Source organism: Clostridium sp. AF50-3, assembly GCF_003477445.1.
Classification (GTDB): Bacteria; Bacillota; Clostridia; order Lachnospirales; family Lachnospiraceae; genus Otoolea; species Otoolea fessa.
In genome coordinates, this window is record NZ_QUDH01000001.1 from 325,458 (window position 1) to 345,535 (window position 20,078).

Sequence of the window (20,078 nt, forward strand, 5' to 3'; positions counted from 1 at the left end):
CAGAATAGGATAATTGTTAAAATCAGATATATCGGAATGGAGTGACATACATGAATCGAAATAAAAAAATATGTCTGAAGCATCGGATTGCGGCCGGTGCAGCAGCCTGCTCACTGGGGCTTTTTCTGGTGGCAGGTGCGCCGGTCCAGGTGTTGGCAGCCAGCCCGCAATTTGCATATTCCACAGAAAAATGGGCTTCGCTGCAGGATGATAAGCTCGAGTTTGATGAGATTGCTGACTTGATCCATGAGTACAACAGCACGGTGGAGAAGAACCGGATCGAGTACAAGGATTATCAGGGCAAGAACAGCAATGAGATCGCGCAGGATTATTATGATACGGCAGATGAGATCGAGAGCAGTATCGAGTACCCGGATTCAGATGATGCGAATTATGGTTCCGCACTGGCAGCAGCACAGAGAAGCGAGGCTTCCGCGACCCAGATGCGTGAGCAGGGTGACAATAATGTCGATGATGCGAATGTCAAGGCGTGGGGTTACTCGCAGACCGAAAAATCACTGGTACAGCAGGCGCAGAACCTGATGATCCAGTACTGGAATGCCCAGGAAAACTTAAAGAGTGTGCAGAACCAGGTGTCCAAGGCAGAAAAAGACTATGAGACGGCAAACTTAAAGCTTTCATCCGGAAGCGCGACCCAGACGGATGTGCTGGATGCCAAGGAGACTCTTTTAAAGGCGCAGGCGTCCATCACGACGGCAGAGAGCAATATTGCATCGACGAAGGAATCCCTGTGCCAGATGCTTGGATGGAAATATGGCGCATCAGTAGAAATCGGTGCATTACCGGACCCGCAGGAACAGATGAGTGCATCGGTCAACCTCGAAGAGGACATTGCGAAGGCGCAGGAGAATAATTATCAGTTAAAGATTCTGGCGCGTCAGGTCAGCAACGCGATGACGAGTACCCTCAAAGAGCAGTACCAGACGACTCTGACCAGCGGGAAGGAGGCAGTTAAATCGAATGTCCAGTCGGCATATCAGAATCTGAAGCTGTCTGAGGCACAGTATGAACAGGCAAAACGCAGCCTTGAATTAGAAGAAAAGACGAAACAGACCAACGACCGCAAGCTGGCAGCCGGACTTATCAGCCAGAACGCATACCAGAGCGCAACCTATTCCTATGAATCGGCATCCGTGGCAAAAGAGACGGCAGCCATGTCGCTTCTCCAGGCGCAGTTTGCCTACCAGTGGGCGGTGGACGGCCTGGCGTCCACGCAGTAGAAAGGGGTGGGCGGATGATGCGAAATCTGAAAGGAAAATGGATGAATGCGGAAGCTGGGACAGAGCAAAAGATGCGCAAGGGGCAAGAAAGAGACCGAAGCGGTGCAAGTGCTTTGGATGTGCATCTGGACGGTCATAATGTGAAACGAATCGGAAAAAGCAGATTGGGTCGTTCGATCGGAATTGCCCTGGCGGCTTGTATTCTTGTATCGAGCCCGGCGCAGGCGGCGAAAACGCCTTTGATTTCCGGCACAGAAAGTGATTCAGACAGCGAGGCAGATGGTCCGGCGCTGGAAGATGGCAGCATAACCGAAAACAGCGCAGACAACACGATCGCCAGCCAGTCCGGCTCCTATACGGAGGAACAGCTCGCGGATTCTGTGATAGAGTACGGGGAACTGGAAGCGCTGGTGCGGCGCGGCAATGGAACGGCTGTCAGCGCCGATTACAGTTATCAGGACAGCCTTGCCGTCTACCAGGAAGCCTACGATGCGATGATTTCCGGTGCCCGGGATATGAACTATAAAGCAGATGAGCTCGAAGATGCGGGCGGAGATGAGGTACTGATCGGCACCTATGAGCGAAATGCACAAACGCTGTCGATGGCAGCGAAGCAGTATAAAAAGTCGCTCACTTCCTTAGATTCGGCGTCAAGCGTGCGTCCAGAAACCGGACGGTCTGGCAGGTCGTAAAGACCGCACAGATCCAGTGGGGCACCTGCCGGCAGCTTCAGGACGAGGTGGAGGCGGCTGCCAAGACGGCAGAGAACTATCAGGCGCAGGCAGATCGCAAAGAGCGGGAGCTGGCAGCGGGGCTTTGCACGGAGACAGACTTATTGCAGGCGCAGAAAAACCTGCTAAGCGCCCAGACAGCATTACAATCCACGACTGATCAGGCAAATAAGGCGCTGCGCCAGCTTGCTATTTTACTTGGAAAGAGCGGAACTTCTATTACGCTGGGGGAAATTCCAGCCGTATCGGCAACGGAACTGGCTTCTATGAATCTGGATGCGGACCGCGCGGCAGCTGTCGTTGCAAGTTCCAGTGTCAAATCAGCCAGACGATCCTCCGCAACTGGAGATGCGGCGCGCAAGCTGCGCCACCAGCAGATCGAGGAAGCCGAGAGCGCCGCAAGCGCCTCAGCGGATGAGCAGTACGCTGAGATAGCGGCATTAAGCCTAGAACGCGACGCGGCGCAGGCAGCCTACCAGTCTGCCGAAAAAACATACAGCGCCACCCAGATTAAGTATCAGTCCGGTGCGATTAATAAAGCAACGTATTTACAGGGTGAGGCGTCTTATCTGCAGAAAAAAGCAGAACTAGAGACTGCGAGATTTCCCTGCGGACGGCGTATGATGCGTATGAGTGGATGTTGAAAGGGGTTGCGTGAGGATTAAATGATTGCGTTTCCTAAGATCGTATGTTTTGTATGGATACGTGAAATGGAATTTTATAAGATGGGTTTGAAAAAAACGGCACTGCCGGATGGGGGTGTCGTTTTGTTACTGTTTTCATGCTTTCGGTGTGAGAACAAATTTGTATTTGCGTATTGTTCCGGTCAATGGTACAATCATAGGCGGAATTTTGAACCGGTAAACGATAGACTGAAAGGGTACGCCCGTTCACGGACCCATGGAAAAGGGCGGAAACGAAAACGGGAGGAACATATAGATGCAGCAGGAGAATATGAAGACATTGGAATCCCTGGAAGATTTTCGGCATTTTTCGGAAAAAGAGCTGGAAATACGGTTTGACCAGATTAAGAAACAGATTGTACCAGCGGACAAGACAATCCGGGAGCAGGCAGAAAAGCATTGGGGGCATGTGGCAAAACCGCTTGGCAGTCTGGGAGTCCTGGAGGAAGATATTGTGCGGGCGGCGGCAGCGCAGGGGGAGGAAGTGCCAGACTTCTCCAAGCGTGCGCTTTTAATTTTTTGCGCAGATAATGGGGTAGTCGAAGAAGGAGTATCACAGACCGGGCAGGAGGTTACGGCGGCAGTTGTTTCGAATATGACACGCGGGAGGAGCTGTTCCTGCCTGATGGCAGAAAAGGCAGAGACAGATGTGTTTCCGATCGATATGGGAATTGCCTGTGAGGTAGAACATCGGGGAGAACTTCATCCCCTAACGGAACGGAAAATCCGCCGTGGAACTTCCAATTTTACAAAAGCAGCAGCGATGACGCGCCAGGAGGTGTTGACAGCCATTTTGACGGGAATCGATGCGGTGCGTGTGCTGAAGGAGCAGGGGTACCGCTTGTCTGCAGTGGGTGAAATGGGGATCGGCAATACGACGACCAGCAGTGCGGTCGCATCGGTTCTGCTGCAAAAGGATCCAGAACTTGTCACTGGAGCTGGGGCGGGTTTAGATTCGGCTGGATTGAAACGGAAAACGGAGGCAATCCGGCGTGGAATCGGACTGCATCACCCGGATCCCATGGATGGCATGGAGGTATTGCAAAAGGTAGGCGGATTCGATCTGGCGGCGATGGCAGGTGCTTTTTTGGGCGGTGCCATCTATCATGTTCCGGTTGTGATTGACGGGGTTATCGCGGCAGCTGCGGCGGCAGCTGCTGGAAGAATTGCACCGGCAGCGACGGACTATATGCTGGCAGCCCATGTATCGGCGGAACCGGCGTCTATCTGGCTGCTTGATTTGATAGGAGTAATTCCGGCTATCCAGGCGGGACTTCGACTCGGAGAAGGTACAGGGGCGCTGGCGCTGTTTCCACTGCTGGATATGGCGCTGTCCATTTACCGGGATATGGATACGTTTGCGGAGATGGAAATAGAGGAATATAAGCCGCTGGTGTGATGAGATATACGGATTAAAACATTTTTTGCGTATGTTTTTAAAGCATGGAAACTGCTGCAATTCAGTGAAAAAGAGGATAAATGAACGATGTTATATATAGTTACAGGCGGCAGTGGCAGCGGCAAGTCCGAATATGCCGAACAGACTGCCGTGCAGTGCCGGAACGGGAACGGTGGGACACTCTGGTATCTGGCGACGATGCGGATTTGGGATGATGAAGGCAGAAAACGGGTGGAGCGCCATCGGCGGATGCGCGCGGCAAAAGGGTTTGAGACGATTGAGCGGTATACGGGGTTAGAAACATTAGAATTAGAGGAGAGATTCAAAGAGTCCAATTCGGCTGGTTTGGACGCTGAACAGGAAAACGATAGTTTGAAGCGCTGGGAGTCCTGCCGAGTGGCACAAAAACCAGTGCTTCTCCTTGAATGTATGTCCAACCTTGTCCTCAATGAATTTTATGCTCAGGAAAATGGTGCGCAAGAGCGGATTCTGCAAGGAATAAAACACTTGCAAAACCAGTGCCATGACCTTATCATTGTAACGAATGAGATCTTTTCGGACGGTGTGACGTATGATCTGGAATCGGAGCGGTACATAGAGCTTCTGGGACGGATCAACCGGGAACTGGGACAGATGGCGGATTCGGTGACGGAAGTGGTGTATGGAATTCCGATTGCGGTGTCAACACCTGTTTTTGCAGCCGATGAAAGGACAAAAGATGTAGGGTAGTCAGTGAGTGGAACAGAGTGGAATGCCTGCTAAAGTTATGGTTGCCAGAATAGAGTCAGGGGGATCGAAGATTGAATCTGATAGGAAGTTTTGTCATTGCATTTTCCATGTATTCGCGCATTCCGATGCCGCGCATGGACTGGACGGAAGAGCGGATGCGCTATGCGCTTTGTTTTTTTCCGCTGATCGGGGCGGTGATCGGGGCGGTAGAGATAGCCACGTTTGCGCTCTGTGAAATTTTGGGTGCTGGAGTTCTGTTCCGGACCTGCCTGTTGACGGCGGTTCCACTATTGATTACCGGTGGAATCCATATGGACGGGTATCTCGATGTGACGGATGCGCGCCATTCCTACGGCGAGCGGAAAAAAAAGCTGGCGATTTTAAAAGATCCCCATACGGGGGCGTTTGCGATCATCGGTCTGGGGCTGTACCTGCTTCTCTATGCGGGGGCAGTTTCTGAGCTTGTGGGAGCAGATGTGTGGCTGCTGCCGGGGGCGCTTATGCTGGAACGCGCCTGCAGTGGCTATTCGGTGGTGGCATTTCCAAAGGCGAAAAAGGACGGGCTTGCCGCTGAATTTTCCAGAAGTGCCGAGACAAAGGTTGTTCGCGTGAGTATGGCAGTTTTAGCAGTGTTGGCGATCAGCTGGATGATTTACTGGGGACATCTGCGCGGCGCTCTGGCAGCCTTAACAGCACTTGCGACTTTCGTTTGTTATTATCGTTTTTCCATGCGGGAATTTGGCGGCATCAACGGCGATCTGGCAGGGCATTTTCTGCAGAGCTGTGAGCGGAATGTGGTGCTGGTGCTGGCGGCGATGCGGCTGGCAGGTACGTGCCTGCGGTTTTTGAATTTTTAAGCGAGGAAAAGCAGAATGATTTTTATAATTGGCGGCAGGGAACAAGGAAAGACAGCGTATGCGATGAAATTGTGGGAAAAACGTACTTTGGAACGGAGGGAAACAAAAGACTTATCCACCGTTCTGAATCGATCAAAAAATCCAGAAGCGTGTAGAGTTACGGCACGCATCGCGGATGGGAGATTAGAAACGGACGAACAGACGATCATGCAGGCGGATCTGATCACGCATTTTGAACTGTTTGTGAGGCGTGAGATGGAAGCTGGGCGCGATCCATACGTGTTTGCAGAACGCCTGATGCAGGAAAATCCGGATGCATTCGTGACGGCGGATGAAATCGGCTGCGGCATTGTGCCGATGGAAGCATTTGAGCGCGATTATCGGGAGACAGACGGGCGCATTTGCCAGCGGATCGCCGCATATTCGGAGGAAGTGCACCGGGTTATCTGCGGTCTGGGAATGCGGATCAAATAAAAGAATAGTTGGGAGTAGACAAAATGACAGCAATCAGTAAAGTATTGACAGGAATGATAGAAGGTAGAATGGTCGGATATCACTTAGCTGCGATTCTGGCAGGTTATCTTCTGGATCTGTGCCTGGGTGATCCGCATTCGATGCCGCATCCGGTCCGGGCGATCGGAAATCTGATTGTGTGGCTGGAAAAATATTTGCGTCCAGCTGGAAAAAAGCATGCAACGGAACGGGGGGAACGCCGCGCGGGCGTTCTTTTTGTGTGTCTGGTGCTGCTTGTGACAGGCAGTGTGGCAGGCGGAATCCTCTGGATTTCCCATCTGGGCGGCATCTGGATTCAGACAGTAGTCGAGGCGGTCATGACTTACTATCTGCTGGCGGCGCGCTCCCTGCGGGATGAGAGCATGGCGGTCTGCCGGAAGCTGGAGGCGGGAGAGACCGAGGGAGCCCGCTATGCAGTGTCGATGATTGTCGGGCGCGATACGAAACCTCTTTCAGAGGCGGGGATCGCACGGGCGGCAGTTGAGACGGTAGCGGAAAATGCGTCGGATGGAGTGATTGCGCCTTTGTTTTATCTGGCGATCGGAGGTCCGCTTCTTGGCTGGCTGTACAAGGCAGTCAACACGATGGATTCGATGGTCGGATATAAAAATGACAAATATCTGCATTTTGGACGCGCGGCAGCAAAGCTGGACGATCTGGTAAACCTGATTCCGTCGCGTCTGGCAGCGCTTTTATTGATAGTATCTGCATACCTTTTACGATATGACGGAAAGAATGCTTACCGTATTTGGCGGCGTGATCGCCGGAACCACAAAAGCCCCAATTCCGCGCAGACCGAGTCGGCATGCGCCGGCGCGCTGGGCTTGCGACTGGCGGGCGATGCCTGGTATTTCGGCAAGTTAGTTCCGAAGCCATATATCGGTGATGAGATACACCCGATTGAACCGCAGGACATCCGCCGTGTCAACCGCCTGATGTATGGAGCGGCGGGAATCATGGGACTTCTGGCACTGGTGATGCGGGCCGTGATTTTGTTTTGATAAGGGAATTTTAACAAAGAAGAATATAAAAAAGTCAAAAAATCCAAATAATGAAGCAATCAAACAGATAAAAATATCAAAAACAGAACGAAAGAAAGAGTAACCAGATAAAGAATACACAAAAAAGAGGAAACAACAGGGAGGAAGCATCTATGCCATACACGCACGGCGGCGATATTTACGGTGATGCAGCCGTAGAGTTAGATTTTTCAGTCAATACAAATCGTCTTGGAATGCCGCAGGCTGTCCGTGATGCTGTGATGGCATCGGCGGCTGCTTGGGAACAATATCCGGATGCTTTATGCCGGAAGCTGCGGCGTGCAGCGGCTGCTTTTTATGAGGCAGACGGCACGCCGATTCCGGAGGACTGGCTCGTGTTTGGAAACGGTGCTTCGGATATTTTATATGCAGTTGTCTCAGCGATTCGGCCCAAACAGGCGATTTTGCTGGCACCGGGATTTTCGGAGTATGAGCAGGCGCTTCGGATGTGCGGCTGCGAGATCCGGTGGCTTCATTTAAAGGAAGAAAATAGATTTTCCTTGGAGAATGCGAGAGAAGAATTGTATGCCATGCTTTTCGATGGCTCCGGGGATGCATCGAAGATAGCTTCGGTCCCAACTTTATCCTCTAAACATGAAGACGTCTGGGAAAAAATTTTGATTCTCGGAAATCCCAATAACCCGACAGGGCGCGCTATTTCAGCCACCGAACTGGAAAAGTTGGCACAGGTCTGCCGGGAAACACATACCTGGCTTATGCTGGACGAGTGTTTTCAGTGGTTTTTGGATACACGGAGAGAAGGTTCGTTTGTTGGAAATTTGTTAAATGGTGTTGGAGATCACGTTATCCTCTTAAATGCCTTGACCAAAATCTGCTCAATGGCAGGCCTTCGCCTGGGCTATGGCATCATCCCCAATGCCGGACTCCGGGAACGCCTCGAGAAGTTCCGCCAGCCGTGGAGTGTCTCGGCTCCGGCACAGGCGGGCGGGGTGGCGGCATTTGTGGTACTGGCGGATCATTCAGAAGGAAATCTGCTGGAATGGACGGTTAAATCTTTGCAGACGGAACGTCCGCGGCTGGCGGAAAAACTGGAAGAACTGGGATTTATCGTTTATCCGTCCCAGACAAATTATCTGTTGTTCCGTTCGCCGGATGAGGATTCGCGCGATTACAAACAGGGATGTTTAGAGCATGGCATTTTGATTCGCGCCTGTGAGAATTTTGAAGGGCTGAACCGTCATTATTACCGGGTGGCGGTGCGGAACCGGGGAGAAAATGAAAGGTTGATAAATATTTTGAAAGAGGTACAATCTGAAGAAAAACACGATGTGAATTTGTAATATAAAACGAAACCATAAAATAATCTCTGTCATTTGAAAGGACAAATGGCAGAAAAATAGTTTCGGTTAAGCACAAAATAGCTTCGAATTAAATAGCTTTGAGCAACCATTATTTGGTAAGACACTCAAAAATAAGGAGGATTTCACCGTGGCAAAAGCAATCATGATACAGGGAACGATGTCCAATGCGGGAAAAAGCCTGCTGGCGGCGGGACTCTGCCGGATTTTCAGGCAGGACGGCTACCGCGTGGCGCCGTTTAAATCGCAGAATATGGCGCTGAACTCCTATATTACCAGCGAGGGATTGGAAATGGGACGCGCACAGGTAGTGCAGGCGCAGGCGGCGGGCTGTGAGCCATCGGTGGACATGAATCCGATTCTCTTAAAGCCATCCAGCGATGTCGGTTCTCAGGTGATCGTGCGCGGTGTCCCGATCGGCACAATGCCCGCGAAGGAATATTTCAAGTATAAAAAGCAGCTAATCCCGGAAATCAAGAAAGCGTTTCAGCACTTGTCCGAACAGTACGATATCATCGTGATTGAGGGCGCCGGCAGCCCGGCGGAGATCAACTTAAAATCGGATGATATCGTGAACATGGGAATGGCGCGCATGGCGGGTGCGCCAGTGCTGCTTGCCGGGGACATCGACCGGGGTGGCGTGTTTGCACAGCTCTATGGAACGGTAGCGCTTCTGGAACCGGATGAACAGGCGATGGTAAAGGGGCTTATCATCAACAAATTCCGCGGCGATAAGACGATCCTGGATCCAGGTGTTGAGATGATCGAGAAATTATGCAAGATTCCGGTGGTCGGCGTCGTTCCGTACATGGACGTGGATATCGAGGACGAGGATAGCTTAAGCAGCCGCCTTTCATCCACAGGGCGGAATAATACCCTTAAACAGGAAAACGAGTCATCTGAAAAACATGTAGAGGCATGGATCAACATTGCAGCCATCCGCTTTCCGCGTTTATCCAATTTCACTGATCTGAACGTCTTTGACCCGATCCCCGGCGTTTCGGTGCGTTATGTGAGCCGCCTGTCTGAGCTGGGACGACCGGATCTGATTGTTCTTCCGGGAACGAAGAATACGATCGAGGATCTGCTCTGGATGCGGCAGAATGGTCTGGAAGCGGCAGTTTTAAAGAAAGCAGCCGGAGGAACGCCGATCTGGGGCATCTGCGGCGGCTATCAGATGATGGGACAGACGCTGTCAGATCAGGAAGGAACCGAGGCGGGTGTGCCTGGGCGTACGATCTCCGGTATGGGACTTCTGCCGTTACAGACACAGTTTCAGGAAGAAAAGACCAGGACGCAGGTCAAGGGATGTTTCGGGACGGTCAGCGGTATCTTTTCCGGGCTTTCGGGGATGGAGGCGGAAGGATATGAAATACATATGGGAGAGACATCATCTGTCGGCGGTAATATTGTTAAGAACGTGATCAAGGAGCAGGAAAAAGCCGTAAATCATAGTTTATTGAAACTTAGGGAAGAACAGGCGGGAAACCACACTGAAAAACAGGATGGCTGCTGCCGGGACAACCTCTACGGCACTTATGTCCACGGCATTTTTGACAAGGCAGAGGTGGCGAAGACGATTGTCTGTGCGCTGATGAAAGAAAAAGGAATGGAGCCGGAAGTCGGCGGATTATCGTTTGATTATGAGAAATACCGGGAAGAGCAGTACAACCGGCTGGCAGACACGATGCGGAAGTACTTGGATATGGAAGCAATTTACCGGATTCTGGAAAAGGGAGTGTAGATAGATGGATGAAAAAATGAAAGAACTCAGTCAGGTATTGCCGTCGGAGATCGAGGCGAGAAGTTTTGAGATTATCACCGAGGAGCTGGGGGAACGGACATTTCCGGAGAAAGAAGCACCAATTGTGAAACGCGTGATTCACACGACAGCCGACTTTGAGTACGCAGATTCGCTTGTATTTTCAGCGGGCGCAGTCGATAGGGCGTTGGAAGCCCTGAAAAATGGGGCGTGCATCGTGACTGATACGAATATGGGAAAATCCGGCATCAACAAGCGCGCGCTTGCGTCGCTGGGCGGTGAGGTCTACTGTTTTATGGCGGACGAGGATGTCGCGAAGAAAGCGGCAGCGTCCGGGACCACCCGTGCGGTTGCCAGCATGGACAAGGCGGCAGAAATGGGAAAAGACTGTATTTTTGCAGTTGGGAATGCACCGACCGCGCTGGTGCGTCTGTACGAGTTGATTCAGGAGGGAAAAATTCACCCGAAGCTCATCATCGGCGTGCCGGTCGGCTTTGTCAATGTCGTGCCGTCCAAGGAATTGATTATATCCCTGCCGGACACTCCTTATATTGTGGCAAGAGGCAGAAAGGGCGGCAGCAATGTAGCCGCCGCGATCTGCAATGCATTGATTTATCAGTTGACGCGCAAATAAGATGTGATGGTGTTAAATCTGGGGTATTAAAATGTACATGGATGCATTCTCAAAAGATATGCGGGATATGGGCGGATGTTTATCAGCAGCCAAAGCCACCGCCGCCACAGCAGCAGCACAGAAGCAGGATCCAGATCAGGCAGTCGCAGTTGTTGCCGCCGCATCCGTGATCAAAGCATCCGCCGCCACATCCGCCGCAGCACAGCAGAATCAGAATCAGGAAGAGACAGTTGTTGTTGCCGAAACCGCCGCATCCACAGCCACAATTACAGCCGCAGCTTCCTCCGTTGTTATCACATCCGCAACCGCAGTTGGTAGCCGCTAAATCACTCATGGTTATGTCCTCCGAGATTTTCTATACACTTCATCATATGAGGGGCAGCTTGCCACAGTTTCCATAAATCAGGAAAATTAGGACGGAAATATTTTACTATAAATTTTTTGTTGAAATAATCGAGATAACCGGGCGGATCGACATGGATGTTTATCCATAACGATTTGTCACAGAACATTGTACAACGAAATGAAAAGAGGAATGAAAATGGAACCGTTATATTATCAGACACCGTATGTAAAAGAATTTGATGCCATCGTCACCGCCTGCCGTCCGGCAAAGCACGGATTTGAGGTGGAACTTTCCCAGACCGGATTTTACCCGGAGGGCGGCGGACAGCCGTCGGACACCGGACGGATCGGGGAAGTGCACGTGACACATGTGGAGGAGAAACATGGCGTGGTTGTTCATGAGACGGACGCGTCGCTGGAGGTGGGAAGCACCGTTCACGCGGCCATCGACTGGGAACAGCGTTTTTCCAACATGCAGCAACATACGGGAGAACATATCATATCGGGGCTGATTCATGCCGCATACGGATATGATAATGTCGGATTTCATATGGGACACGATGAAGTGACGGTCGATCTGAATGGTCCGCTTAACTGGGAACAGTTAAAGGAAATCGAGAAGAAGGCAAATGCGGTTGTCTGGGCGAATCTTCCGGTACAGGTGACATATCCGGGTGAGGAGGAATTGAAAACCATCGATTACCGCAGCAAGAAAGAGCTGACCGGTCAGGTTCGCATCGTAGAGATTCCGGGGGCGGATATCTGTGCCTGCTGCGGCACACACGTGGATTACACGGGAGAGATCGGCGTGATCAAGGTGCTTTCCCTGATGAATTACAAGGGCGGCGTGCGTTTCTCCATGCTCTGTGGTGACCGTGCGCTGGAGAATTTTGAGGCGAAGACGGAGCAGATGCAGACGATCTCTAACCTGCTTTCTGCAAAACCGGAGAAGGCGGCGGAGGCGGTCAGCCATCTGAAAGAGGAGAGCGGGCGCAAGGACGGTGAGATCAACCGCCTCTGGCAGCGCATTCTCACCATGCAGGCAGACGTCTATCCGCAGGGGCAGAAAGCGCTGACTGTATTTGAGCAGGGCATGACGCCAGTTCTGGTGCGTCAGTTTGCAAATCTGCTATTGGAACAGGAAAAAGGAGAGACCGTGCTGGTGTGCTCTGGCGATGATGCGTCAGGTTATAACTACACAGCCGGAAGCCTCGGCCGTGATATGCGTGCATTCGGAAAAGAATTAAACGCCCGTCTGCAGGGACGCGGCGGCGGGAGCACCCAGATGGTGCAGGGAACATTCCGGGCGTCGCGGGAAGAAATTGAAAAAGTCTTTCAAGAGCTGGCGCGGATAGAAGCGTAGCTGTTTAGAAGGTTTGCGTGTTTACTGCGTGAAGTATGAGAAACGGTTTGACTTAGATTCATAAAACGGAAAAAAGCTTCCTGTGCAGCAGAGCCAATCTGCCATGCAGCCAGGAAGCTTTTTTATACAGTTTCTATCGTATCATTCAAACATTTTTTTATACAACGGCAAGGTACATACCGTGTACACCTCAGAAGAGAGCTTACTCCCCCTGATACATAAATTTAATCAGTCGGTCTAAGTCCTCTTTCTCATAAGCAACCAGCTCCAGCTCTTTGATATAGCCATTGGAAAAAATATTTGCCATCGACAGATACTGGGACAGCTTGGATTTCAGGTTGATGCGGTCGCTCCGGGGAAACCAGCTCGACGGTTCCTTTGCAGGAATCAATTACTTTAAAAAATGTGTTTACATCGGAAATATTCTGGATTTTCATATTTAGCCCTCCTTCATGGATTGGCACACAACCCTGTGTGCAGTTTATAATTTCGTCAATCTTTTAACAATGATAATTATAACAGACCTCTATAAAGGGCGCAATGCTCACATTTTCCAAAAAAATCCTTAAAAAAATATCCCTGTATGTCAAAAATACAGGGATGTCCAAGAAAAGATTGTCTATTAATTGTCAAAATCAATATGAAACGTGTCGTTATTTGCGGTAATATGAACATAGGAGAGATTGAAGGACTCATCCAGAATGTCTACCTTGTATTCAAATACGACGCCATTGTCTTTTTTGGAGAGAAACAGATAGGTTCCATTTTCTTTTTCCTCCATCTGATCGCAGATGTCGTTGTAGATATCCTCGCCGTTTACCTCGCCCGGATAGCCGGAAGCTTTGATCTTGTCTTCGATTGCTTTGTAAAATTCTTCCATCGTTGTAACTCCTTTATTGGTATTAGTCAATCTTTTTATACTCATTGTATTGAATTTAAATGTGTTATAAGTATACAAAATCTGCATCGTTCTGGCAAGACAAAACAAGGATTACTTTTACGTATACGGGTATTAATAAAAGAGGGTTACTGTACACGCATACGTAAAAAGTAACGGAATTTGCCGTGGCTTCGCATTTCAATACGGCAAATTCCTGCTGCCACCACGTTTTCTTACGGCACTTTCGGTTCCAAAAGTGCCTACCCGTGAACAGAAACAAAAGAGGTTCTAAAATGAAAAATAGGTCTGCCTCATGCTTGATTTATAAAACGTGAAACCTTATAATAATACGGAAATACGGTTTTGAAGAGATGAACTCAATTCCGGCGGTATAGAAACAAACGAAGTAACTGTTCAGTAGGTCTGCGGATTTATTGCGCGTGACTGTGAAGGCACTGAACAGTTACCAAACGAAAATAGTGGGAGAAGAGAAATGTCCTATTTTCCGATTTTTATAGATATGACAGATCGGCAGGTGCTGGTTGTGGGAGCTGGAAGTGTGGCATCGAGGCGGGTCGGCGTGCTGGAAAAATTTGGCGCAGCAATCACGGTGATTGCACCGAACACTTCGGAAGAGATACGGAAGCTGGCGGATTCACGGAAAATCCGTCTGATTGAACAAACCTATGAGGAAGTTCGAGATACGATCTGGCAGGAAAAAAACTTTTTTATGGCGCTGGCAGCGACCGGACAGACGGGGACGGATGCACGGATCAAGGAGGATGCGTCGAGCCATTCCGTCTGGTTTAATATGGCTTCCGATAAAAGTCAGTCAGAGTTTTATTTCCCGGCGATCGCCCAGGGCAGAGAACTGACAGCCGGATTGATTTCTGGCGGAGCGGATCCGGGATTGACGCATCGTGTGGCAAAAGAAGTACGCCGCGTGCTGGCGGAGGCAGAGGTAGAAGATACTTAATATATTTTATAGAGGAGATTAAAAATTGACAGATAAAAATAGGATCCGCGTAGGCAGCCGCGACAGTGCGCTGGCAGTTGTTCAGTCAAAGATGGCGATCGCAGCGATGCAGAATGTCTGTCCGGAGACAGGATTTGAATTGATCACGATGAAAACGACGGGAGACAAGGTGCTTGACCGTCCACTTGATGCGGTTGGCGGCAGGGGATTGTTTGTAAAAGAGCTGGATCAGGCGCTTTATGAAGGGCGGTGCGAGCTGACAGTTCATTCCTTAAAAGATATGCCGCTCTGTCCGCCGGAGGAGCTGCCGGTGCTGGCGCTTTTAGAGCGCGAAGATTGCCGCGATGTGCTGGTTCTGCGTGAAGGCTTATCCGAGCTTCCGGCACACCCGGTAATCGGAACTTCCAGCCGCCGCCGCGTCCTACAGGGGCAGAGATTATTCCCGGATGCAGAATTTAGGGGGATCCGCGGCAACCTGAACACGCGTTTGCGAAAACTTGATTCTGGCGAATATGATGCGCTGATTCTGGCAGCGGCGGGGCTGATTCGCCTGGGATTTGCAGATCGCATCAGCCATTATTTTTCTGTGGAGGAAATGATCCCGTCAGCAGGACAGGGCATTCTGGCAATCCAGGGACGGCGTGACCGGGAGATCCCTTTTGTGAAAATGGTTCACTCTGAGGAGTCTGCGGTTTTAACCAGGGCAGAACAGGGCTTTGTCGCCACGCTTGGAGGCGGATGTTCGTCGCCGACGGCAGCTTCGGCGGTGCTTGAAAATGGAAAAATCAAGCTGCGAGGTCTTTATTATAAGGAAGAAACGGGAGAAGTCCGTATTGGTTCCATTGAGGGCGATGCAGAGAAAGCAGCGGAGCTTGGAAGAAAATTGGCGGAACAGTTATCGGGAAAGCCTGCACTGTCTCCGCTGGGGAAAGTCTACCTTATCGGCTCGGGCCCTGGCGATGCAGGGCTTTTTACCCTGCGCGGCAGAGAACTTCTGGAGCAGGCGGATGCCGTCGTCTACGACGCTTTGGCAGGCGACGCGGTACTGGGCTGGATTCCGGAGCACACGCGGAAAATTGACGTTGGTAAACGGAGTGGACGCCATTCGAAGAAGCAGGAAGAAATCTTAGAAATTTTATTAGAGGAAGCGAAAAAGGGCGGAACGATCGTGCGCCTCAAGGGCGGGGATCCGTTCGTCTTTGGACGCGGCGGCGAAGAAGCTGAATTTTTAAAGAAACATCAGATCCCGTTTGAGGTGGTTCCGGGTATCAGCTCCAGCCTGGCAGTTCCGGCATATTTTGGCATCCCGGTGACGCACCGAGGATTGGCGGGATCGTTTCATGTAATTACCGGACATCGTATGGAGGGCATGCCGGCTCTGGATTTTGAGGCACTTGCTCGGGTCGGCGGCACCTTAATTTTTCTGATGAGTGTTGCGAATGCGCCGAGGATCTGTGAAGGGCTTCTGAGTGCGGGAATGAAACCGGAGACGCCGGCGGCATTTCTGATGAACGGAACCCTTGCGTCCCAGAGAATGATCCGCGCAACCCTGCAGACACTTCCGGAAGAAGGTGTGCGTCAGGGCGTCAAGGCGCCTGCCATCCTTGTGATCGGGGAGGTCTGTGCGCTTGCTGATACGTGTGCATGGAGAGAAGAAAAGCCGTTGGCAGGAAAACGGATCGTGATTACCCGCCCGAAGGAGCGCAGCCAGAAGCTGGCGGAACATCTGCGCGATGCCGGAGCGGAGGTGCTGGAATTTCCGACGATTGAGTTAAAACCGGTCTGGAAAAAATCAGAAAAAGCGGATGCTGGCACAGTGGATAAAGAAAAACTGTATGAACTGGTTCGTAATCTGGAATCGTATCACTGGCTGGTGCTCACGAGTCCGGCAGGGGCGCAATATTTCTTTGCGCTTTTGAACCAGATGCAGAAAGATTTCAGGAGCCTTTCCCATCTGCGTTTTGCTGTGATCGGCGAGGGAACCGCGTCCGTCTGTCGGGAACACGGCATTTACCCAGATTATATTCCGGAGCGCTTTTATGCGGCAGATCTCGGAAAAGGGCTGGCAAAACAGGTGAAGCAGAACGAACGCGTATGCATCCTGCGCGCCAGACATGGTTCGCCGGAACTGACGCAGGCATTTGAAGCTGCCGGAATATCCTATATGGATGTGACACTTTACGATACGATCACGCCGGAGGAATCGCCTCTTGCAGAGCGCATCCGTGAACTCCTAAAAGAGGGCGCGATCGATGCGGTCACGTTTACGAGCGGATCGACGGTACAGGGATTCCTGGATATTTTACAGCCGGATAAGGAGACATTGAACGGATTTACAGCCGTCTGTATCGGAGAAAAGACAGAAAAAACCGCCAGCGCGGCGGGAATGAAAGCCGTACTGGCGGAGTCCGTCTCGGAAGAAGGGATTGAGCAGGCGCTCTATCATATGTAAACATATAAACAGACGTCTGTTCAGCAGGTTCATGAAGAAGTTTTCATATAGATTGTAAATGCCTGAACATACGGAACCGATAGAAGCGTGAGCGGGTAAATCAGCATTTTAGCTGTTTTTCTGCTGTAACCGGGCTTTTATGTTGTCCAGCAACAGTGCAGAAACCCGCAGACCGCCGTAGCCGCTTCCAAGATGGATATCTGGTTTGTTGGCACCGTGAAAATCGGAACCGCCGGTGGAAACCAGACCGAGACGGGAAGCTATTTCACGTAAATGAAGACTGTCGGATTGAGAGTGTGAGGAATAATAAACCTCGATGCCCATCATTCCGGCTTCTTTTAAATAGGAGAGAAGCTGCTCGGTCTTTTTCCAGCCAAGTTTATACTGGAGAGGATGTGCGAGCGCTGGTAAACCGCCAGCTACACGGATCAGGCGGATCGCTTCCTCCGGCTCAATCATCTGCTTCGGGCGGTAATATTTTTTGCCGTCCCCGAGGTATTTATCAAATGCCTGGCTGACCGAAGTGACACAGCCTTTTTCAAGCAGTGCGCGTGCAAAATGGGCACGGGTGATGACAGTGTGTTCATTTCCGTGAATTAAATCTTCATATTTAATGGGAAATCCATCTGCCTGAAATAAAGCGAGAAGCTCTTCATTGCGCCGGTTGCGGATCTCGCGGACCTGCCGCAGTGCAGATAAAAGTTCCGGGCAGTGCGGGTTCAGATAGAGCCCCAGAATATGGATTTCTTTTCCTTCATAAGGACTGGAAAATTCGGCACCGGGAATGACAGTCAGGGAGGTGTTCTCGGCTGCCTGCATGGCTTCCGCAACGCCGTCAACTGTATCATGATCTGTCAGCGCATAGGCGGTCAGACCGCATTGGAGCGCCAGCTTTGTCACTTCGGTGGGCGTGAGTGTGCCGTCCGAAGCAGTAGAATGAACGTGTAAATCAATTAACTGCATAGATGCAGACCTCCTTCTGCTGTAAGACTACCCGCATTAGATGGAAAAGTCAAGTATGCGGCAGATACCCGCTGCAGTTTGCCAGTGTGTAAATGGGAACAAAAATGATTGTTTACATCAGATATATTTGAAAGAAGAAGCGTTATACAAAAAACAGAGCGGCTGTGGAAATTTGTACCAGGAAACGGTTGTGGGGATCAAAAAAATTTATAAGTTATTTTAAGAATTATGTTATTTTATTTTCCTGGAATTGTGCTATACTGTAGCAGGGATATTTTCAAATAAACACATATAATAAAATTTCATGGAAAAGACGGACAGGTGATGGAAAATGAGTGAGTACAACAGAAATTCTTCAGGAGGAAGGAATTTTGAACATAGAGGATTGGAGGGTGGAACGCTGAGTTCGTACAGCCGTGCCGGACATAGTAGTACCGGGCATCGTTCGTCGTCCGAAACATCCAGCCATACAAAAAGTACAGCCGCGCACACAAGCACGGGACGCCGGGATACTGCGATGAACCGGGCGGCAGCCGGTCGGAGTGGGCATACTTCCGGGCGTTATAAAAAGAAGAGAAGAAACCGTCTGGATATTACACAGATCCTTTTGATCGTGATCGGTGTCCTGGCGGTTATCCTGATAGCGGCGATTGCCTCCCGCGGGTGCGGTGGGGGCAGCGCGGCAGGCGGGGCGACCGAATCGGATGCCGTACAGGAGAGTACCGTGGCAGATGGAGCGGTGACCGTCAACGGCGTCAATATTTACGGAATGACGCAGGAGGAGGCGCGCAAGGCGATCCTTGATTCATTTGACTGGAAGATGAAGGTCAAATACGAGGACAAAGAGGCCGACGTCACCAATCTGATGGCGGATAAAGTTGATCAGCTTCTCGAGGAGATCTATGCAAGTGATCTGAAACCGGGTGAGACATATGAAGTCAACACGGAAAATATGATCGAGGATGCCAAGGCAGAGGCAGCACTGATTGCCGGAAACTGGAACATGGCAGCCAAGAGCGGCGGTATCTCCGGTTACAATAAGGAAACGGGCAAGTTTGAGTTCAGCGAGGGCACCAAGGGACTTGTCATCGATCAGGACAAGCTGGCACAGGCGATGGTCGATGCGATTGACAAGAAAGAGTTTGATGCCGTTCTGACCGCAGAGACGAAGGAAGTCGCAGCGGATTCGTCGGTACAGGATAAGTACAAGACAATGTCCACCTACACAACCACGACGACCTCCAACAGCAACCGAAACGAGAATATCCGTCTGGCGGTCGCAGCGTTAAACGGAACGATTGTCAAACCAGGACAGGAATTTTCCTTTAACAATACGACCGGTGCGAGAACCGAAGAAAAAGGCTACAAGCCGGCAACCGCATACTTAAATGGCGAGGTTGTCCAGGAGCCAGGCGGCGGCGTCTGCCAGGTATCTTCGACCTTATATAACGCGGTTGTATTTGCGGGGCTTAAAAGTACGGAGCGCCACGCACACAGCTACGAGCCGTCCTACGTTACACCGGGCGAGGATGCGGCAGTCAGCTACGGCGGACCGGACTTCAAGTTCGTCAACAACTCGGAATATCCGCTGGCTATCAAGGCAAGCTTCAGCGCATCTGATCGAAAACTGACGATCGCACTGTATGGAGTTCCGATTCTGAAAGAGGGTGTCAAGATTCGTATGTCTTCTGAGAAGACAGGCGAGATTGATCCGCCGTCTGCGGTTTATACCGAGGATGGTTCCCTGCAGCCGGGTCAGGAAGTGCAGACAAAGGCAGCGACTCCGGGCAGCCGCTGGTCCACGGATCTGGTTACCTATGAGAATGATAAAGAAGTGAGTCGTGAATTTTTTCACAATAGCAGCTATCGTGGAAAGGCAGCGCAAATCAAACGTAACAGTTCCGCTACTGTAGCGACCAACGCAACGGAGACAACGGCGGCAGCAGAGAGCACCGCAGCTGAGACAAATGCAGCTAATGAGAGCACAGCGGCACATGAGACAACCACAGCGGCACCGTCCAGCCCTGACGGCGAGACAAAAGCTCCGACCACGACAGCGGCGGCATCCAACGAAGGACCACAGGAGACAACTCCAGAGCCAGAGGAAACGAACCCGGTTGTGGAAGCAAATGGACCTGGAAGCAATTAAAACCAAGGCAAAACTAAGGTGAAATATAGAAAGTGCTGTAAG

General features: G+C 50.9%; 18 protein-coding genes and 1 pseudogene. 15 read left to right on the forward strand and 4 right to left on the reverse strand.

What is annotated here, in order from left to right; translation table 11 throughout:
• Window positions 1-50 precede the first annotated feature (50 nt).
• From DW085_RS01455 to DW085_RS01505, 11 genes are all read left to right on the forward strand, one after another.
• Complete coding sequence (locus DW085_RS01455; RefSeq protein WP_118490837.1) at window positions 51-1,241, forward strand: TolC family protein; 1,191 nt, start codon at window positions 51-53, stop codon at window positions 1,239-1,241.
• Window positions 1,242-1,255: 14 nt separating this feature from the next.
• Window positions 1,256-1,933 carry a hypothetical protein gene (locus tag DW085_RS01460; protein ID WP_118490839.1) on the forward strand — a complete coding sequence of 226 codons (678 nt, stop codon included), beginning with the start codon at window positions 1,256-1,258 and terminating at the stop codon, window positions 1,931-1,933.
• Between the two features lie 11 nt (window positions 1,934-1,944).
• Window positions 1,945-2,616, forward strand: coding sequence for a TolC family protein (locus DW085_RS01465; RefSeq protein ID WP_118490841.1), 672 nt, complete (start codon window positions 1,945-1,947; stop codon window positions 2,614-2,616).
• 295 nt (window positions 2,617-2,911) lie between these two features.
• Window positions 2,912-4,054, forward strand: a complete 1,143-nt coding sequence (cobT, locus tag DW085_RS01470) for a nicotinate-nucleotide--dimethylbenzimidazole phosphoribosyltransferase (protein WP_118490843.1) — start codon at window positions 2,912-2,914, stop codon at window positions 4,052-4,054.
• Between the two features lie 87 nt (window positions 4,055-4,141).
• Complete coding sequence (locus tag DW085_RS01475; RefSeq protein WP_118490845.1) at window positions 4,142-4,783, forward strand: bifunctional adenosylcobinamide kinase/adenosylcobinamide-phosphate guanylyltransferase; 642 nt, start codon at window positions 4,142-4,144, stop codon at window positions 4,781-4,783.
• A 71-nt stretch (window positions 4,784-4,854) separates the two neighbouring features.
• On the forward strand, window positions 4,855-5,640 hold the full coding sequence (locus DW085_RS01480) for an adenosylcobinamide-GDP ribazoletransferase (protein WP_118490847.1): 786 nt from the start codon (window positions 4,855-4,857) through the stop codon (window positions 5,638-5,640).
• A 15-nt stretch (window positions 5,641-5,655) separates the two neighbouring features.
• Window positions 5,656-6,114: a bifunctional adenosylcobinamide kinase/adenosylcobinamide-phosphate guanylyltransferase gene (locus tag DW085_RS01485; RefSeq protein WP_118490849.1), complete on the forward strand. Its 459-nt coding sequence runs from the start codon at window positions 5,656-5,658 to the stop codon at window positions 6,112-6,114.
• Between the two features lie 23 nt (window positions 6,115-6,137).
• The gene (cbiB, locus tag DW085_RS01490; protein ID WP_243033882.1) at window positions 6,138-7,154 is read left to right on the forward strand and encodes an adenosylcobinamide-phosphate synthase CbiB; all 1,017 of its coding nucleotides are present in this window, start codon (window positions 6,138-6,140) and stop codon (window positions 7,152-7,154) included.
• 152 nt (window positions 7,155-7,306) lie between these two features.
• Complete coding sequence (locus tag DW085_RS01495; protein WP_118490851.1) at window positions 7,307-8,494, forward strand: aminotransferase class I/II-fold pyridoxal phosphate-dependent enzyme; 1,188 nt, start codon at window positions 7,307-7,309, stop codon at window positions 8,492-8,494.
• 148 nt (window positions 8,495-8,642) lie between these two features.
• On the forward strand, window positions 8,643-10,256 hold the full coding sequence (locus DW085_RS01500; protein WP_118490853.1) for a cobyric acid synthase: 1,614 nt from the start codon (window positions 8,643-8,645) through the stop codon (window positions 10,254-10,256).
• Window positions 10,257-10,272: 16 nt separating this feature from the next.
• Window positions 10,273-10,908, forward strand: a complete 636-nt coding sequence (locus tag DW085_RS01505; protein WP_118491181.1) for a precorrin-8X methylmutase — start codon at window positions 10,273-10,275, stop codon at window positions 10,906-10,908.
• Window positions 10,909-10,990: 82 nt separating this feature from the next.
• On the opposite strand, the gene DW085_RS01510 is transcribed toward DW085_RS01505, so the two are convergent.
• A complete protein-coding gene (locus tag DW085_RS01510) occupies window positions 10,991-11,242 on the reverse strand; it encodes a hypothetical protein (RefSeq protein ID WP_022359551.1) in 252 nt (83 codons plus the stop codon).
• Window positions 11,243-11,449: 207 nt separating this feature from the next.
• Between DW085_RS01510 and DW085_RS01515 the strand changes: the two genes are divergently transcribed.
• The gene (locus tag DW085_RS01515) at window positions 11,450-12,616 is read left to right on the forward strand and encodes an alanyl-tRNA editing protein (RefSeq protein WP_118490855.1); all 1,167 of its coding nucleotides are present in this window, start codon (window positions 11,450-11,452) and stop codon (window positions 12,614-12,616) included.
• 202 nt (window positions 12,617-12,818) lie between these two features.
• On the opposite strand, the pseudogene DW085_RS01520 reads toward DW085_RS01515, so the two are convergent.
• Window positions 12,819-13,053: pseudogene (locus DW085_RS01520) on the reverse strand (polya polymerase).
• Window positions 13,054-13,238: 185 nt separating this feature from the next.
• Complete coding sequence (locus DW085_RS01525; RefSeq protein ID WP_022359554.1) at window positions 13,239-13,496, reverse strand: hypothetical protein; 258 nt, start codon at window positions 13,494-13,496, stop codon at window positions 13,239-13,241.
• A gap of 493 nt (window positions 13,497-13,989) precedes the next feature.
• Between DW085_RS01525 and DW085_RS01530 the strand changes: the two genes are divergently transcribed.
• The gene (locus DW085_RS01530) at window positions 13,990-14,472 is read left to right on the forward strand and encodes a bifunctional precorrin-2 dehydrogenase/sirohydrochlorin ferrochelatase (RefSeq protein ID WP_117795481.1); all 483 of its coding nucleotides are present in this window, start codon (window positions 13,990-13,992) and stop codon (window positions 14,470-14,472) included.
• Window positions 14,473-14,497: 25 nt separating this feature from the next.
• Window positions 14,498-16,924 carry a hydroxymethylbilane synthase gene (hemC, locus tag DW085_RS01535; RefSeq protein WP_243033883.1) on the forward strand — a complete coding sequence of 809 codons (2,427 nt, stop codon included), beginning with the start codon at window positions 14,498-14,500 and terminating at the stop codon, window positions 16,922-16,924.
• A 108-nt stretch (window positions 16,925-17,032) separates the two neighbouring features.
• Here the strand turns inward: hemC and DW085_RS01540 are convergent, their stop codons facing one another.
• Complete coding sequence (locus DW085_RS01540; protein ID WP_117795479.1) at window positions 17,033-17,887, reverse strand: PHP domain-containing protein; 855 nt, start codon at window positions 17,885-17,887, stop codon at window positions 17,033-17,035.
• Window positions 17,888-18,218: 331 nt separating this feature from the next.
• Between DW085_RS01540 and DW085_RS01545 the strand changes: the two genes are divergently transcribed.
• Entirely contained in the window at window positions 18,219-20,036 is a 1,818-nt protein-coding gene (locus tag DW085_RS01545) for a VanW family protein (RefSeq protein ID WP_243033884.1), read from the forward strand.
• Window positions 20,037-20,078 lie beyond the last annotated feature (42 nt).

Excerpts from the sequence above, each read along its gene's own strand:
- DW085_RS01455 (WP_118490837.1), top strand. The coding sequence starts at position 51 with ATGAATCGAAATAAAAAAATATGTCTGAAGCATCGGATTGCGGCCGGT.
- DW085_RS01460 (WP_118490839.1), top strand. The coding sequence starts at position 1,256 with ATGATGCGAAATCTGAAAGGAAAATGGATGAATGCGGAAGCTGGGACA.
- cobT (WP_118490843.1), top strand. The coding sequence starts at position 2,912 with ATGCAGCAGGAGAATATGAAGACATTGGAATCCCTGGAAGATTTTCGG.
- DW085_RS01475 (WP_118490845.1), top strand. The coding sequence starts at position 4,142 with ATGTTATATATAGTTACAGGCGGCAGTGGCAGCGGCAAGTCCGAATAT.
- DW085_RS01485 (WP_118490849.1), top strand. The coding sequence starts at position 5,656 with ATGATTTTTATAATTGGCGGCAGGGAACAAGGAAAGACAGCGTATGCG.
- cbiB (WP_243033882.1), top strand. The coding sequence starts at position 6,138 with ATGACAGCAATCAGTAAAGTATTGACAGGAATGATAGAAGGTAGAATG.
- DW085_RS01495 (WP_118490851.1), top strand. The coding sequence starts at position 7,307 with ATGCCATACACGCACGGCGGCGATATTTACGGTGATGCAGCCGTAGAG.
- DW085_RS01505 (WP_118491181.1), top strand. The coding sequence starts at position 10,273 with ATGAAAGAACTCAGTCAGGTATTGCCGTCGGAGATCGAGGCGAGAAGT.
- DW085_RS01510 (WP_022359551.1), bottom strand. The coding sequence starts at position 11,242 with ATGAGTGATTTAGCGGCTACCAACTGCGGTTGCGGATGTGATAACAAC.
- DW085_RS01515 (WP_118490855.1), top strand. The coding sequence starts at position 11,450 with ATGGAACCGTTATATTATCAGACACCGTATGTAAAAGAATTTGATGCC.
- DW085_RS01525 (WP_022359554.1), bottom strand. The coding sequence starts at position 13,496 with ATGGAAGAATTTTACAAAGCAATCGAAGACAAGATCAAAGCTTCCGGC.
- DW085_RS01530 (WP_117795481.1), top strand. The coding sequence starts at position 13,990 with ATGTCCTATTTTCCGATTTTTATAGATATGACAGATCGGCAGGTGCTG.
- DW085_RS01540 (WP_117795479.1), bottom strand. The coding sequence starts at position 17,887 with ATGCAGTTAATTGATTTACACGTTCATTCTACTGCTTCGGACGGCACA.
- DW085_RS01545 (WP_243033884.1), top strand. The coding sequence starts at position 18,219 with ATGAGTGAGTACAACAGAAATTCTTCAGGAGGAAGGAATTTTGAACAT.